This is a genomic window from Curtobacterium herbarum (genome assembly GCF_016907335.1).
In the GTDB taxonomy this organism is placed as follows: Bacteria; Actinomycetota; Actinomycetes; order Actinomycetales; family Microbacteriaceae; genus Curtobacterium; species Curtobacterium herbarum.
Map to the genome: position 1 here is coordinate 1,599,744 of NZ_JAFBBT010000001.1, position 15,353 is coordinate 1,615,096.

Below are 15,353 nucleotides of genomic sequence, written 5' to 3' on the forward strand. Positions count from 1 at the left end.
ACCGAGAGACCGAGGACCGTTGGCAGACGATCTGGACTGGAACGCGATCATCGCGCCCGGCAGCGACGCCGAGCGCAGTGACCGCCCCGGACCCCGCCGAGGCGAGGGACCCACCGAGACACCCACGGAGGACCCGCCGCTCTCGCGTCGGGAAGCCCGAGCCGCACGGGCGCGAGCCGAAGCGGCCGCCCGTCCCGACAGCGCACGTCCGGACAGCGCCCGTCCCGACGGCGCCCGTCCGGACAGCGCCCGTCCCGACGGCGCCCGTCCCGACAGCACGCTGTCCGACGACGCCCAGGCAGAGCCAGCCCGGACACGGTCAGCACCGACCGGCGGGTTCCCGGCCGACGATGCCGGGAGGCCCGCCCCCCGCCCCGTCGCCGGCCCGGCTCCCACGGACGCCGACGTCCACCCCGACGTGCACGCCCTGCTCGGCGGCTCGCTCACCAGCGACCCCGTCGCGGACGGTGCCGGCGGTGCGGCGGTCGACGTCGACGACGACCAGCCCGCGCGGCGACGCGGCACGTGGCAGGGGGTCGACGGCGAAGCCGCCGCCGACGCCCCAACGGACGCTCACGGCACCGGCGGTACCGGCGGTACCGGCGGTACCGGTGACGACGGCCGCGGTGGCCGTGGCCGTGGCGGCGACGACCGCGGCCGACGTGGCGGACGTGGGCGTGCCTCCCGGCCGTCCCGCGACGAGCGCCCACCGCGCCGCAAGGGCCCGATCATCGCGGGAGTCGTCATCGTGGCGATCGTGGTCGCCGGCGGCGCGGTCGCCTACGACTTCGCCGCCCCGAAGATCCAGGCGATCGCCAGCGCGATCTCCGGCGCCCAGGAGAGCGACGACTACACCGGTGACGGCACCTCGAAGGTGACGATCACGATCAAGGACGGCGACATCGGTGAGGACGTCGCGGCGACGCTGCAGCGGAGCGGCGTGGTGAAGACCTCGAAGGTCTTCTACCAGCTCCTGCTCTCGTCCCCGAACGTGCAGTTCCAGCCCGGCTCGTACTCGCTCCGGAAGAAGATGAGCTCGAAGGCCGCGCTGACCGCGCTGCAGGACAAGTCCAACCGCGTCGAGGATCCGTCGATCGTGATCCCCGAGGGCACCGCCCTGAAGGACATCGAGGCCGGCATGGTCTCGAAGGCCGGACTGAGCAAGGCCGACGTCGACGCGGCCGCGAAGGACGTCTCCGCCTACGGGCTGCCCTCCGGTGTCACCACGCTCGAGGGCTGGCTGTTCCCCGCCACGTACCCGATCAACCCGAAGTGGACGGCGGAGCAGTACTTCCAGACCATGGTCGACACCATGAAGCAGCACCTGAAGGCCGCCGGCGTCGCCGAGGCCGACCAGGAGCGCGTGGTCGTCTTCGCGTCGCTCGTGCAGAAGGAGGCCGGTCTCGCGGCCGACTACCCGAAGGTCGCCCGGGTGTTCCAGAACCGACTCGACGACGGGATGCTGCTGCAGTCCGACGCGACGGTCGCCTACGGCACGGGGAACACGCACCGTGTCACGACGACGGATGACGAGCGCGCGGACAAGTCCAACCCGTACAACACCTACCAGCACGAGGGGTTGCCGCCGGCGCCGATCTCCAACCCGGGGGACCTCGCCATCACCGCCGTGACGAAGATGGCGACCGGCAACTGGCACTACTTCGTGACGGTGAACCTGGAGACCGGGGAGACGGTGTTCTCGGACACGCTGGCGCAGCACGAGGTGGCCGTGAAGCAGTTCCAGGCCTGGTTGCGGGCACACCCCGACTACCAGTAGTCGGTCGGACCACCAGCAGGACCTCGCGGCGGGCGACGGTCGGTGCACCTCGCGGAGCGCCGGACGTCGCCCGTCGTCGCTGTGGGAGGATGGCGGTCATGCTGCCTTCGTCGACCTCCGGTGGACAGCCGTCCGCCGTGGTCCGGCCGATCGTCGTGATCGGCCCGATGGGCGCCGGCAAGTCGAGCGTCGGACGCCGGGTCGCGAAGGCCCTCGGCGTGCCGTTCACCGACACCGACCGGGTCATCGTCCGCGAGCACGGCCCGATCCCGCAGCTCTTCGCCGACCGCGGTGAGTCGGCGTTCCGTGAGCTCGAGGCCGCCGCGGTCCGTCAGGCCGTGCAGACCGGCGGGGTCGTCTCGGTCGGCGGGGGAGCGGTCATGCACCCGGACACCCGCGCCGCGATGACGGGTGCCCACGTGGTCCTGCTCACCGTGACGGCCGAGGCCGTCGCCGCGCGGATCGTCGGCAGCGACCGGCCGCTCATCGCCGCCGGTGGCATCGCGGCGTGGCAGCGCATCCTCGACGAGCGGGCGGCGACCTACGCCGAGCTCGCCCACGTCGTGTTCGACACCTCGCGCCGGCCGATGTCCCGCGTCGCCGACGACGTCGTCGCCTGGGTCCGCAGCACCGCGGAAACGGTCGGCACGCCGACGACCGCAGCGTCCGCCACCGCACCACCTCCCACCTCCGACGAAGGAGCACCGTGACCGAGCCGACCCTGCCCGAGGGCACCACCGAGATCCGCGTCGGCGGCCAGGACGGCTACGTCGTCGCGGTCGGCAACGGCCTGCTGCCCTCGGTCCCCGCCCTGCTCGGCCCGCGCGTGGCGAAGGTCCTCATCGTGCACGCGCCGACCCTGGGCGCCCGTGCCGAGGACCTCCGCCAGCTGCTCGTCGCCGCCGGGCTCGAGGCCCTCATCGCCGAGGTGCCCGACGCCGAGGCCGCCAAGCGCATCGAGGTCGCCTCGTTCTGCTGGCAGGTCATGGGCCAGTCGGACTTCACCCGGACCGACGCCGTGATCGGCCTGGGCGGCGGTGCGGTCACCGACCTCGCCGGCTTCGTCGCCGCCACCTGGCTGCGCGGGGTGCCGTACCTGTCGATGCCGACGACGGTCCTCGGCCTGGTCGACGCGAGCGTCGGCGGCAAGACCGGCATCAACACGAACGAGGGCAAGAACCTGGTCGGTGCCTTCGCTGCTCCCCGTGCCGTGGTCGGCGACCTCGACCTGCTCCGCAGCCTGCCGCGGAACGAGATCCTGGCGGGCTTCGCCGAGATCGTGAAGGCCGGGTTCATCGCCGTCCCGGAGATCCTCGACGTGATCGAGGCGGACGTCGACCGTGTGACCGACCCGACGACGCCGGAGTTCCGGCGCGTCGTCGAGCTCGCGATCGAGCTGAAGGCCCAGGTGGTGTCCGAGGACTTCACCGAGCAGGGCCGCCGTGAGGTCCTCAACTACGGCCACACCCTCGGGCACGCGATCGAGCACGCCGAGCGGTACCAGTGGCGGCACGGTGCGGCGATCGCGGTCGGCATGGTGTTCGCCGCCGAGCTCGCGCGCCTCACCGGGCACCTGGACGACGCCACGGTCGACCGGCACCGCTCGATCCTGGACTCCCTGTCCCTGCCGACGACGTACCCCCTCGGTCGCTGGCAGAGCCTGCTGGCGACGATGCGCCGCGACAAGAAGGCGCGCGCCGGCATGCTCCGGTTCATCATCCTCGACGCGGTCGGCAAGCCGGTCACGCTCGAGGGCCCGGAGGACCACCTGCTCTTCACCGCCTACCAAGAGGTCGGCGCCTGAGCGTCTGACCGCCGGGTCGTGCCCGGGACCCGGCGCGCCCCGCTGGACCCCAGGCCGGCGGAGCAGACTGGCGGGGTGCCCAACCCGCCCCGCCTCAGCGACTTCTCCCCCCAGCAACGTCAGGAGCCCTCGGGGTTCCGGAGTCGGGGCCGTCGCTTCGCGGAGGTCCTCGGCATCGCCCGACGGCACTCGTTGCTGCCCTTCCGGCGGCTCGACTTCTCGCACGACCCGGCGACGTCGGACCTCCGCCGCAGCCAGGCCGACCACCTGCGCCGTGCCCTCGAGGAGGCCGGCGGCGGCTTCGTGAAGATGGGCCAGCTCCTCTCGACCCGCGACGACCTGCTGCCGGAGGAGTGGACCGAGGAACTCGCGCACCTGCAGCGGAACGTCCGCCCCGCCGCGCCCGAAGAGGTCACGGCGCTGCTCGAGGCCGAACTCGGTGCGCCGGTGGCCCGGGTCTTCGCGTCGTTCGACCCCGAGCCGGTCGCCGCGGCGTCGATCGCGCAGGTGCACCGCGCCCGTCTGACCGACGGCACCGCGGTGGCCGTGAAGGTCCAGCGCCCGGGTATCGACGCCGCCGTCCGCCGTGACGTCGACATCGCGCTCCGAGCCGTGCGGTTCCTGACCCGGACCTCGGCGCAGGCCCGTCAGCTCGGTATCGTCCAGGTCGCCGAGCAGTACGGCGCCGACCTGATCCGGCAGGTCGACTTCTCCGCCGAGCTCCGGAACCTCGAGTCGCTCCGTGCCGCGCAGGCCCGCAGCGCCCGGCCCGACGAGGTCCGGTTCCCGGAGCCGTACCGCGACCTGTCGAGCCGCCGCGTGCTCGTGATGGAGTTCCTGGAGGGCGACACCCTCAGCGCGATCCGCGCCGAGCGCTCGGACCGCGACCTCGACGAGCCGATGCGCTCGATCCTCCGCTCGTTCCTCCGCCAGGTCGTCTTCGACGGCGTCTACCACGCGGACCTGCACCCGGGGAACGTGCTGGTGCTGCCCGACGGGCGGCCGGCGCTCATCGACTTCGGGTCGGTCGGGAGGCTCGACCCGGCTCTCCGGGACACGGTCCAGGAACTGCTGGCCGCGTACCTGCAGGACGACACGTCGCGTATCGCCGACGCGGTGCTCCGGATGGCGCCGGTCCAGAACGTGGAGGACGAGGCGGACTTCCGTCGCGACATGGCCCGGTTCGTCGCCGAGGAGCTCGGCCCGGGTGCCCGGATCGGGGTCGAGACGGTCGACGACGCCGTCGAGGTGTTCGGCCGCTACCGCCTCCGCGCACCGGCGGACTTCGTGGCGGCGGCCCGGGCGCTCGCGATCTTCGAGGGCACGCTCCGCACCCTGACCCCGTCCTTCGACCTGCTCGAGGAGTCGCGCGGACTCGCGGCCGAGCAGATCCGCGACCAGCTGCGACCCGAGGCCATCCGCGGCGTCCTGGTCCGCGAGCTGTTCGGGCTCGTCACCTCGGCGCGCCGGTTGCCCCGGCGGATCGACAAGATCACCGAGGCGGTGGAGGCGGGCAAGCTGTCGGTGAACATCCGCCTGCTGAGCGACCGTCGGGACCGCCAGACGGTGTCGGGCATGATCCGTCGGGTGCTGCTCGTGCTCCTGGGAGCCGGGGCGGGCCTCCTGTCCGTCGTCTACCTCGCCGAGCCGGTGCGCCCGACCGCGGTCATCTCGACGCTCGTCGCCGGGGCCCTGCTCGGTGGCACCAGCGTCGTGCTGCTCGTCTGGGCGGCGGTCGACGCCTGGGTCGCGCGCCGACGGCAGTAGCCCGTCCGCTACACTCGTCCGGGGCTCCACGAGCCCGGGAAACCTTCACAACACCATCGAACGGAAGACCAATGGCGAGTACCACTGACATCAAGAACGGCGCCGTTCTCATCATCGACGGGCAGCTCTGGTCGGTCGTCGAGTTCCAGCACGTGAAGCCGGGCAAGGGCGGCGCCTTCGTGCGCACCAAGCTCAAGAACGTCGTGTCGGGCAAGGTCGTCGACCGCACGTTCAACGCTGGCGCGAAGATCGTGACCGCCGTGGTGGACCGCCGCGACTACCAGTACCTCTACGAGGACGGTGACTCGTACGTCTTCATGGACCAGGACACCTACGACCAGATCAACGTGCCGGCGACGGTCGTCGGCGACGCGAAGAACTTCCTGCTCGAGTCGGCGCAGGTCACCATCGCGATGAACGAGGGCAACCCGCTCTACGTCGAGCTCCCGACCTCGATCGTCACCACGATCGAGACCGAGCCGGGCCTGCAGGGCGACCGTTCCTCCGGTGGCACCAAGCCGGCGACGATCGTCACGGGCTACCAGATCCAGGTCCCGCTGTTCCTCGAGAGCGGCACCAAGGTCAAGGTCGACACGCGCGACGGCAACTACCTCGGCCGCGTCAACGACTAGGCGCTGACCGGATGAGTGCTCGTTCCAAGGCGCGCAAGCGCGCCCTCGACATGCTCTACGTGGCCGAGGTGCGCGAGCTGCCGATCGCGGACGTCCTGGCGACCGAGACGGTCCGTCACCTCGACCAGCCGGAGCGCACCTCCAGCTGGGACTACGCGCGACAGATCGTCTCGGGCATCGACGAGGCCCGGTACGAGATCGACGACGTCATCACCGACCACGCGCAGGGCTGGGCGATCGCCCGCATGCCGGTGCTCGACCGCTGCATCCTGCGCATGGGCGTCTGGGAGCTCCGGTTCAACCCGGAGGTCCCCGACGCGGTCGCCATCGCGGAGGCCGTCGAGCTCGCGCAGTCGCTGTCCACCGACGACTCGGCCGGCTTCGTGAACGGCGTCCTCGGCGCCGTCGCGGGCGGTCGTGGACCGTCCGGTCGGACGGTCGCGGAGGACCAGGAGTCCCACTAGGCTCGAACACGTCAGCATCCTTGAAGCCGTCCTGAGAGACGGGAGCCGTCCAGAGAGACGGGGAAGGAGGTCTGCGTGGGTACCAGAACGGTCCTGCAGCAACCCGACATCACGCGCGCTCTGACGCGCATCGCACACGAGATCCTCGAGGCCAACCACGGTGGCTCGGACCTCGTGTTGCTCGGCATCCCGACCCGCGGCGCGGTCCTGGCCGAGCGGCTCGGACGCATCCTCGCCGACATCGAGCCCGGGTGGGAGTCCGCCGCAGCCGGCATCGGCAGCGAGCGGGTCGGCGCCCTCGACGTCACGATGTACCGCGACGACCTGCGCCGGGGGATCGGGCGCGCGCCGCACCCGACGGTGATCCCGGCGGGTGGCGTCGACGGCAAGGTCGTCGTCCTGGTCGACGACGTGCTCTACTCCGGCCGCACGGTCCGGGCCGCGCTCGACGCGCTGCAGGGCATCGGCAGGCCGCGCGCGGTCCGCCTGGCGGTCCTCGTCGACCGCGGCCACCGCGAGCTGCCGATCCGCGCCGACCACGTCGGCAAGAACCTGCCGACCGCCGGCGACGAGCGGGTCAGCCTGCACCTGACCGAGACGGACGGCGTCGACGACGTCGTCATCGAGCAGGGCGGCACCGGGCAGAGCAGCACCGGACAGGGCGGTGCGGCATGAGGCACCTGCTCTCCACCGCCGACCTGTCGCGCGACGACGCCGTCCGCATCCTCGACGTCGCCGAGGAGATGGCCGAGGTCAACACGCGAGAGGTCCGGAAGCTCCCGGCGCTCCGCGGGCGGACGATCGTGAACCTCTTCTTCGAGGACTCGACCCGCACCCGCATCTCGTTCGAGGCCGCCGCCAAGCGACTGTCCGCCGACGTCATCAACTTCGCCGCGAAGGGCTCCAGCGTCTCGAAGGGCGAGTCCCTCAAGGACACCGTGCAGACCCTCGGCGCGATGGGCATCGACGGCATCGTGATCCGACACGGCGCGTCCGGCGCACCGCGGGTGCTCGCCGAGGCCGACTGGATCGACGTGCCCGTCGTCAACGCGGGCGACGGCACGCACGAGCACCCGACGCAGGCGCTCCTCGACGCGTTCACGATGCGCCGCCGCCTGCACGGTGCGGACCGCCGCGGCCAGGGGCTCGACGGCGTCCGGGTGCTCATCGTCGGTGACGTCCTGCACAGCCGCGTCGCCCGGAGCAACGCCTGGCTGCTCCGCACGCTCGGCGCCCACGTCACCTTCGCCGCGCCGCCGACCCTGCTGCCCGCGGTCGACCGGCCGTTCGGCGCGGCCGTCCACCACGACCTGGACGCGGCCCTCGCCGAGGACCCGGACGTCGTGATGACGCTCCGCATCCAGCAGGAGCGGATGAACGACGCGTTCTTCCCGAACCCGCGCGAGTACACGCGGCACTTCGGCCTGACCGCCGCCCGGTTCGCCCGGCTGCCCGAGCGCACCCTCGTGATGCACCCGGGGCCGATGAACCGCGGCCTCGAGATCGCCGGCGTGGCCGCGGACGACGCCCGGTCGACGGTCGTCGAGCAGGTCGCGAACGGCGTCTCGGTCCGGATGGCCGTGCTCTACCTCGCCCTCACCGGCGACCAGCAGAAGGAGACCGTCGCATGACCGCACACCTGATCCGGGGCGCGCAGCTGGTCGACGGCTCGCGTGCCGACATCCGCCTGGAGGGACGGCTCGTCACCGCGGTCGGGTCCGGTCTCGACGCGGCCGGTGCGACGGTCGTCGACGCCGACGGGCTCCTCGCCCTGCCGGGTCTGGTCGACCTGCACACGCACCTCCGCGAACCCGGGCACGAGGAGTCCGAGACGGTCCTGTCCGGCTCGCGGGCCGCGGCCGCCGGTGGCTTCACGGCCGTGAACGCGATGGCGAACTCCTCGCCGGTCGCCGACACCGCCGGGGTCGTCGAGCAGGTGCAGGCCCTCGGTGACGACGCCGGCTACGTCACGGTCCGCCCGATCGGCGCCGTCTCGCAGGGGCTGCAGGGTACGCACCTGTCCGAGATCGGGGCGATGGCGACCTCCCGCGCGAAGGTCCGGGTCTTCTCCGACGACGGCTCGTGCGTCGCCGACCCGCTGCTCATGCGCCGGGCGCTCGAGTACATCAAGGGCTTCGGCGGGGTGCTCGCCCAGCACGCGCAGGAACCCCGCCTGACCATCGACGCGCAGATGAACGAGGGCCGCCTGTCGTCCGAGCTCGGCCTGGCGGGCTGGCCGGCCGTCGCCGAGGAGTCGATCATCGCGCGGGACGTCCTGCTCGCCGACCACGTCGGGGCACGCCTGCACGTCTGCCACGTCTCGACCGCCGGCAGCGTCGAGGTGATCCGCTGGGCGAAGACCCGGGGGATCGACGTCACGGCCGAGGTCACGCCGCACCACCTGCTGCTCACCGAGGACCTCATCGCCGGACACGACGGCGCCCCGGGCTACGACGCCCGGTACAAGGTGAACCCGCCGCTCCGCCGACGCGAGGACGTCGAGGCACTCCGCGCCGCCCTGGCCGACGGCACGATCGACATCGTCGCGACCGACCACGCCCCGCACCCGGCCGAGGCGAAGCACTGCGAGTGGCCCGCCGCCGCGAACGGCATGGTCGGGCTCGAGTCCGCGCTGCGCGTCGTGCACGCCGCCGTGGTCGAGGACGGCCGACTCGACTGGGCCGACGTCGCCCGGGTCCTCTCGAGCGCCCCGGCCCGGATCGGGCAGGTCGAGGGCCACGGCCACGCGATCGCCGCGGGCGCCCCGGCCGAGATCACGCTCTACGACCCGGCCGCTGGCCGCGAGTTCTCGGTGGCCGACCTGCAGGGCCAGTCGCAGAACTCGCCGTACCTCGGCATGCCGCTGCCGGGCCGGGTCGTGGCGACCTTCCACCACGGCATGCCGACGGTCCTCGACGGACAGCTCGTCGACAGCGAGACCGTGGCAGCACGGGCGGCGGCCGCACGGGTGGCGCGGGCATGAGCGGTGACGCGGCACGGTGGCTGCTGGGCGGGGTCATCCTGCTCGCGGTGGCCGCGCTGTTCGTCGCGATGGCCCGCACCTGGCGGACGCGCAGCCGACGGCAGGCGGAGGCCGTGCCTCCCGTCCCGGTGCCGGCCGACCGCGGCCCGGCGACCGGGTCGTGGGACGGCTTCACCGTCGCGACGACCCGCGCCGACCAGCCGCTCGAACGGATCACCGCCGGCGGACTCGGCTTCCGGGGCCGCGGCGGTGTGACGGTGCACGCGACCGGTGTCGTGCTGCACCACGCCGGTGTGGACGACCGGTGGATCGCCCGGAGCGCCGTCCGCGGCGCCGACCGGGCCACGTGGGCCATCGACCGTGTGGTCGAGCCCGGGGGACTGGTCCGACTGCGATGGACGGCGACCGGCGCCGCAGCAGCGACGGACCTCGACACCTACTTCCGGTTCCCGGAGGGCGACGCGGAAGCGCTCACCGCCCTGCAGGGACTGGCGACGACGAACGACTCCCCGCACACCGCGGGCGAAGGGACGAACTCATGACACGCGAACGGGCCGTACTGGTCCTCGAAGACGGCACCCGGTACGACGGCTGGGCCTACGGCGCCCGTGGGCGCACGCTCGGTGAGGTGGTCTTCGCGACCGGCATGACCGGGTACCAGGAGACGCTCACCGACCCGTCCTACGCCGGGCAGATCGTGGTGCAGACCGCGCCCCACATCGGCAACACCGGGGTCAACGACGAGGACCCCGAGTCCCGTCGCATCTGGGTCGCCGGGTACGTCGTCCGCGACCCCAGCCGCGTGGTGTCGAACCACCGCGCGGACGCGCCGCTCGACGAGCACCTGGTGCGCGACGGCATCGTCGGGATCTCCGGCATCGACACCCGCGCCCTCACCCGCCGCATCCGCGACGCCGGCGCCATGAAGGGCGGCGTGTTCAGCGGGGCCGACGCCGCGCTCGACGCCGACGAGCAGCTCCGGATCGTCACCGAGCAGGTCGGCATGGCGGGCAAGAACCTGTCCGCCGAGGTCTCCACGGCCGAGGAGTACGTCGTCGAGCCGGTCGGGGAGCGGATCGGCACGCTGGCGGTCCTCGACCTCGGCGTGAAGGCGTCGACCACCCGCTACCTGTCCGAGCGCGGCTTCGAGGTGCACGTGCTGCCGCAGGACGTCACGGTCGAACGGCTCCGCGAGCTCGACCCCGACGCGCTCTTCTACTCGAACGGCCCCGGTGACCCGTCGGCCTCGGACGCGCAGGTGACCCTGCTGCAGGAGAGCCTCCGCGACGGCCGCCCGTTCTTCGGGATCTGCTTCGGCAACCAGCTGCTCGGTCGCGCGCTCGGCTTCGGCACCTACAAGCTGCCGTTCGGGCACCGCGGCATCAACCAGCCGGTGCTCGACACCACCACCGGCAAGGTCGAGATCACCAGCCAGAACCACGGCTTCGCGGTCGACGCGCCCGTCGGGCAGGTCCTCGAGTCGCCGGGTGGCTTCGGCCGCGTCGAGGTCTCGCACTACTCGCTCAACGACAACGTGGTGGAGGGCCTGCGGGCGCTCGACATCCCCGCGTTCAGCGTGCAGTACCACCCCGAGGCCGCCGCCGGACCGCACGACAGCATGTACCTCTTCGACCGCTTCCGGGACATGGTCCTGGCCCGCCGGCAGAGGACGCCGCTCGACGCGGCCACCGCCGACGCGACCACCCCCGCCGCCGACATCACGAAGGAGGGCAACTGATGCCCAAGCGCTCCGACATCAGCTCCGTCCTGGTCATCGGCTCCGGCCCGATCGTCATCGGACAGGCCGCCGAGTTCGACTACTCCGGCACCCAGGCGTGCCGCGTCCTCCGTGCCGAGGGCGTCCGCGTGATCCTGGTGAACCCGAACCCGGCGACGATCATGACCGACCCGGACTTCGCCGACGCGACGTACATCGAGCCGATCACGAACGCGTCGCTCGAGGAGATCATCCGCATCGAGCAGCCGGACGCCGTCCTGCCGACCCTCGGTGGGCAGACCGCACTGAACGCGGCGATCTCGCTCGACGAGGCCGGCATCCTCGAGAAGTACGGCGTCGAGCTCATCGGCGCCAAGGTGGACGCCATCCAGCGCGGTGAGGACCGGCAGCTCTTCAAGGAACTCGTCCTCGAGTCCGGTGCCGACGTGGCGCGCAGCCACATCGCCCACACGCTCGAAGAAGCCAAGGAGTTCGCGAAGGACCTCGGCTACCCGCTGGTCGTCCGTCCGTCCTTCACGATGGGTGGTCTCGGCTCCGGCTTCGCGTACACCGAGGACGAGCTCGTCCGCTTCGTCGGCGACGGGCTGCAGTCCAGCCCGACGACCGAGGTCCTGCTCGAGGAGTCGATCCTCGGCTGGAAGGAGTACGAGCTCGAGCTGATGCGGGACAACGCCGACAACACGGTCGTCGTCTGCTCGATCGAGAACGTCGACCCGGTCGGCGTGCACACCGGCGACTCGATCACGGTCGCCCCGGCGCTGACGCTGACCGACCGCGAGTACCAGAACATGCGGAACATCGGCATCGACATCATCCGGCGCGTCGGGGTCGACACCGGCGGCTGCAACATCCAGTTCGCGGTCGACCCGTCGAACGGCCGCCTCATCGTCATCGAGATGAACCCGCGGGTGTCGCGGTCGAGCGCGCTGGCCTCGAAGGCGACGGGCTTCCCGATCGCCAAGATCGCCGCGAAGCTCGCCATCGGGTACCGCTTGGACGAGATCCAGAACGACATCACCCGCGTCACCCCGGCGAGCTTCGAACCGACGCTCGACTACGTCGTCGTGAAGACCCCGCGCTTCGCGTTCGAGAAGTTCCCGGCCGCCGACGCCACGCTCACCACCACGATGAAGAGCGTCGGCGAGGCGATGGCCATCGGCCGCAACTACGCCACCGCGCTGCAGAAGTCGCTCCGGTCGCTCGAGAAGCGCGGGTCGAGCTTCCACTGGGACGTCCCGGCCGACCAGCTCGACAAGGCCGCGCTGCTCGAGAAGTCGTCGATCCCGACCGACGGCCGCATCGTCACGGTGCAGCAGGCGCTCGTCGCCGGCGCGACCGCGACCGAGGTCTTCGAGGCCACGAAGATCGACCCCTGGTTCATCGACCAGATCGTCCTCATCAACGAGGTCGCGGAAGAGGTGCGCGCCGCTGAGACGCTCGACGCCGACACCGTCCGCTGGGCGAAGGAGCACGGCTTCAGCGACGCGCAGATCGCCTCGCTCCGCGGTGTCTCCGAGCAGGAGGCCCGTGACCAGCGCCACGCGCTCGGCATCCGCCCGGTGTTCAAGACGGTCGACACCTGCGCCGGCGAGTTCCCGGCCCTGACGCCGTACCACTACTCGTCCTACGACACCGAGACCGAGGTCGCCCCGAGCGACCGCAAGAAGGTCGTCATCCTGGGCTCCGGCCCGAACCGCATCGGCCAGGGTGTCGAGTTCGACTACTCCTGCGTGCACGCGTCCTTCGCGCTGAGCGACGCCGGGTTCGAGACGATCATGGTCAACTGCAACCCCGAGACCGTCTCGACCGACTACGACACCTCGGACCGGCTCTACTTCGAGCCGCTGACGGTGGAGGACGTCCTCGAGGTCATCGCGGCCGAGCAGGCATCGGGCGAGGTCGTCGGCGTGGTCGTGCAGCTCGGGGGCCAGACCGCCCTGGGCCTGGCGAAGCCGCTCGAGGCCGCCGGCATCCCGATCCTCGGCACCAGCCCGGACGCGATCGACCTGGCCGAGGAACGTGGTGCGTTCTCGCGCATCCTCGACGACGCCGGCCTGCTCGCGCCGAAGAACGGCACCGCGCACGACCTGGCCAGCGCCACCGCGGTCGCCGAGGGCATCGGGTACCCGGTCCTCGTCCGCCCGTCCTTCGTGCTCGGCGGTCGCGGCATGGAGATCGTCTACGACTCCGCCACCCTCGCCGACTACTTCGACCGGATGGCCGACCAGGCGATCATCGGCCCCGACCTGCCGCTGCTCGTGGACCGGTTCCTGGACGACGCGGTCGAGATCGACATCGACGCGCTCTACGACGGCGACCGGCTCTACGTCGGCGGCGTCATGGAGCACATCGAAGAGGCCGGCATCCACTCCGGCGACTCGTCCTGCACCCTGCCCCCGGTCGGCCTCGGCCGCGCCGAGATCCAGGCCGTCGTCGACGCGACCGAGCAGATCGCCCGCGGCGTCGGCGTCCGCGGACTCCTCAACGTGCAGTTCGCCATCGCCGCCGGCGTGCTCTACGTCCTCGAGGCGAACCCGCGCGCCAGCCGCACCGTCCCGTTCGTCTCGAAGGCGCTCGGCATCGCCCTGGCGAAGGCCGCGGCACGCATCATGACCGGCACGAGCATCGACGACCTGGTCGCCGAGGGGATGCTGCCGACCCGCGACGGCGCCTTCGTCCCGATGGAGTCGCCGATCGCCGTCAAGGAGGCCGTGCTGCCCTTCCGACGCTTCCGCACCCGCGAGGGCCAGGTCGTCGACTCGGTGCTCAGCCCCGAGATGCGCTCCACCGGTGAGGTCATGGGCATCGACCGCGACTTCCCGCGGGCGTTCCTGAAGAGCCAGGAGGCCGCGTACGGCGGGCTGCCCACCAGCGGCACCGTGTTCGTGAGCGTCGCCGACACCGACAAGCGCGCCATCGTCCTGCCGGTGCACCGTCTGCAGCAGCTCGGCTTCACGATCATCGCGACCGAGGGGACCGCCGAGGTGCTCCGCCGCAACGGCATCCTGGTCGGCGTCGTCGGCAAGTTCAGCCAGGGGCAGGAGAGCGTCGTCGACCTGCTCGCCCGCAACGAGGTCGACATCGTCATCAACACGCCGAGCGGCGCTGCGGGGCGTGCGGACGGGTACGAGATCCGCGCGGCCACCGTGGCGGCCGACAAGCCGCTGTTCACGACGATCTCGCAGCTCGGCGCGGCCGTCGCGGCGATCGAGACGATCGGGACGCCGCACAGCGTCCGGAGCCTGCAGGACTACGCGCTCGAGCGGGCGGGCTGGTGACCCCAGCCCGGCCTGGAGGCCCGACCCCGTTCGGCGTCCGGCTCGCCGCCGCCATCGGGTCGCGGTCGGCGCTCTGCGTCGGCATCGACCCCCACGCCGCCACCCTGGCGGCGTGGGGGCTCGGCCGTGACGAGGCGGGACTCACCGCCTTCGGCGCGGCCCTGGTCGACGCGGCCGCGGGTCGCGCGGCCGTGGTGAAGCCGCAGATCGCGTTCTTCGAGGCGGCCGGGGTGCCCGGCTATCGTGCGCTCGGGGCGACGATCCGTCGCGCGCGTCATGCGGGCCTCCTGGTCGTGGCGGACGTCAAGCGCGGCGACATCGGCTCCACCGGTGACGACTACGCGCTGGCGTGGCTCGACCGGGACGGACCGTTCGCGGCGGACGCGATGACGGTGTCCCCGTACCTCGGGTACGGCTCGCTGGCGGGGACGATCACCGTCGCCCGCGAGCACGGTGCCGGCGTGTTCGTCCTCGCCGCGACAAGCAACCCGGAGGCCCGGGTCCTGCAGACCGCGGTGCTGGCCGAGGGACCGCGTGCCGGGCGGACCGTGGCGGCCGGTATCGTCGTGGACGTGGCAGACGACAACCGGACGACGGCCGACCAGGCCCTGGGGGACGTCGGGCTCGTGCTCGGCGCGACCCTCGACCTCGACGACTTCGGCATCACGGCCGACGAGATCGGTACCGCCCCGGTGCTCGCGCCGGGGTTCGGTGCGCAGGGGGCCCGCATCGAGGACCTCCGCGCGCTGTACGGCACCCGTGCCGAGCAGGTGCTCGTCAACGAGTCCCGCGGGCTGCTCGTCGACGGACCGGACGGCGTCGCCGCGCTCGTGACGGACCGTGCCGACCGGATCGCAGCAGCGCTGGGGACGGCGGCGTGAGCCAGGAGCAGGCCGACGGCCCCAGCACG

The 15,353-nt window shown here is 72.1% G+C and carries 13 protein-coding genes; all 13 read left to right on the forward strand.

Annotated features, from left to right (window positions below; all coding sequences use genetic code 11):
• Positions 1-19: 19 nt before the first annotated feature.
• The 13 genes from mltG (at position 20) to pyrF (ending at position 15,324) form a co-directional block, all read left to right on the forward strand.
• A complete protein-coding gene (gene mltG, locus JOD51_RS07655; protein WP_204607721.1) occupies positions 20-1,777 on the forward strand; it encodes an endolytic transglycosylase MltG in 1,758 nt (585 codons plus the stop codon).
• 98 nt (positions 1,778-1,875) lie between these two features.
• Positions 1,876-2,487, forward strand: a complete 612-nt coding sequence (locus JOD51_RS07660; RefSeq protein ID WP_204607722.1) for a shikimate kinase — start codon at positions 1,876-1,878, stop codon at positions 2,485-2,487.
• The gene (gene aroB, locus JOD51_RS07665) at positions 2,484-3,581 is read left to right on the forward strand and encodes a 3-dehydroquinate synthase (RefSeq protein ID WP_372377815.1); all 1,098 of its coding nucleotides are present in this window, start codon (positions 2,484-2,486) and stop codon (positions 3,579-3,581) included. Before JOD51_RS07660 ends, aroB begins: the two co-directional genes overlap by 4 nt.
• Positions 3,582-3,656: 75 nt before the next feature.
• Positions 3,657-5,348: an ABC1 kinase family protein gene (locus JOD51_RS07670; RefSeq protein WP_204607723.1), complete on the forward strand. Its 1,692-nt coding sequence runs from the start codon at positions 3,657-3,659 to the stop codon at positions 5,346-5,348.
• Between the two features lie 71 nt (positions 5,349-5,419).
• Positions 5,420-5,980: an elongation factor P gene (gene efp / locus JOD51_RS07675; protein WP_204607724.1), complete on the forward strand. Its 561-nt coding sequence runs from the start codon at positions 5,420-5,422 to the stop codon at positions 5,978-5,980.
• Between the two features lie 11 nt (positions 5,981-5,991).
• Complete coding sequence (gene nusB / locus JOD51_RS07680) at positions 5,992-6,444, forward strand: transcription antitermination factor NusB (RefSeq protein WP_204607725.1); 453 nt, start codon at positions 5,992-5,994, stop codon at positions 6,442-6,444.
• A gap of 75 nt (positions 6,445-6,519) precedes the next feature.
• Complete coding sequence (pyrR, locus tag JOD51_RS07685; RefSeq protein ID WP_204607726.1) at positions 6,520-7,119, forward strand: bifunctional pyr operon transcriptional regulator/uracil phosphoribosyltransferase PyrR; 600 nt, start codon at positions 6,520-6,522, stop codon at positions 7,117-7,119.
• On the forward strand, positions 7,116-8,075 hold the full coding sequence (locus JOD51_RS07690; protein WP_204607727.1) for an aspartate carbamoyltransferase catalytic subunit: 960 nt from the start codon (positions 7,116-7,118) through the stop codon (positions 8,073-8,075). Before pyrR ends, JOD51_RS07690 begins: the two co-directional genes overlap by 4 nt.
• The gene (locus JOD51_RS07695) at positions 8,072-9,427 is read left to right on the forward strand and encodes a dihydroorotase (RefSeq protein WP_204607728.1); all 1,356 of its coding nucleotides are present in this window, start codon (positions 8,072-8,074) and stop codon (positions 9,425-9,427) included. Before JOD51_RS07690 ends, JOD51_RS07695 begins: the two co-directional genes overlap by 4 nt.
• The gene (locus tag JOD51_RS07700; RefSeq protein WP_204607729.1) at positions 9,424-9,969 is read left to right on the forward strand and encodes a PH-like domain-containing protein; all 546 of its coding nucleotides are present in this window, start codon (positions 9,424-9,426) and stop codon (positions 9,967-9,969) included. Before JOD51_RS07695 ends, JOD51_RS07700 begins: the two co-directional genes overlap by 4 nt.
• Positions 9,966-11,165 carry a glutamine-hydrolyzing carbamoyl-phosphate synthase small subunit gene (carA, locus tag JOD51_RS07705; protein WP_204607730.1) on the forward strand — a complete coding sequence of 400 codons (1,200 nt, stop codon included), beginning with the start codon at positions 9,966-9,968 and terminating at the stop codon, positions 11,163-11,165. The genes JOD51_RS07700 and carA overlap by 4 nt, the downstream gene beginning before the upstream one ends.
• Positions 11,165-14,443 carry a carbamoyl-phosphate synthase large subunit gene (carB, locus tag JOD51_RS07710; protein ID WP_204607731.1) on the forward strand — a complete coding sequence of 1,093 codons (3,279 nt, stop codon included), beginning with the start codon at positions 11,165-11,167 and terminating at the stop codon, positions 14,441-14,443. The genes carA and carB overlap by 1 nt, the downstream gene beginning before the upstream one ends.
• Positions 14,440-15,324, forward strand: a complete 885-nt coding sequence (gene pyrF / locus JOD51_RS07715; RefSeq protein WP_204607732.1) for an orotidine-5'-phosphate decarboxylase — start codon at positions 14,440-14,442, stop codon at positions 15,322-15,324. Before carB ends, pyrF begins: the two co-directional genes overlap by 4 nt.
• Positions 15,325-15,353: the final 29 nt, after the last annotated feature.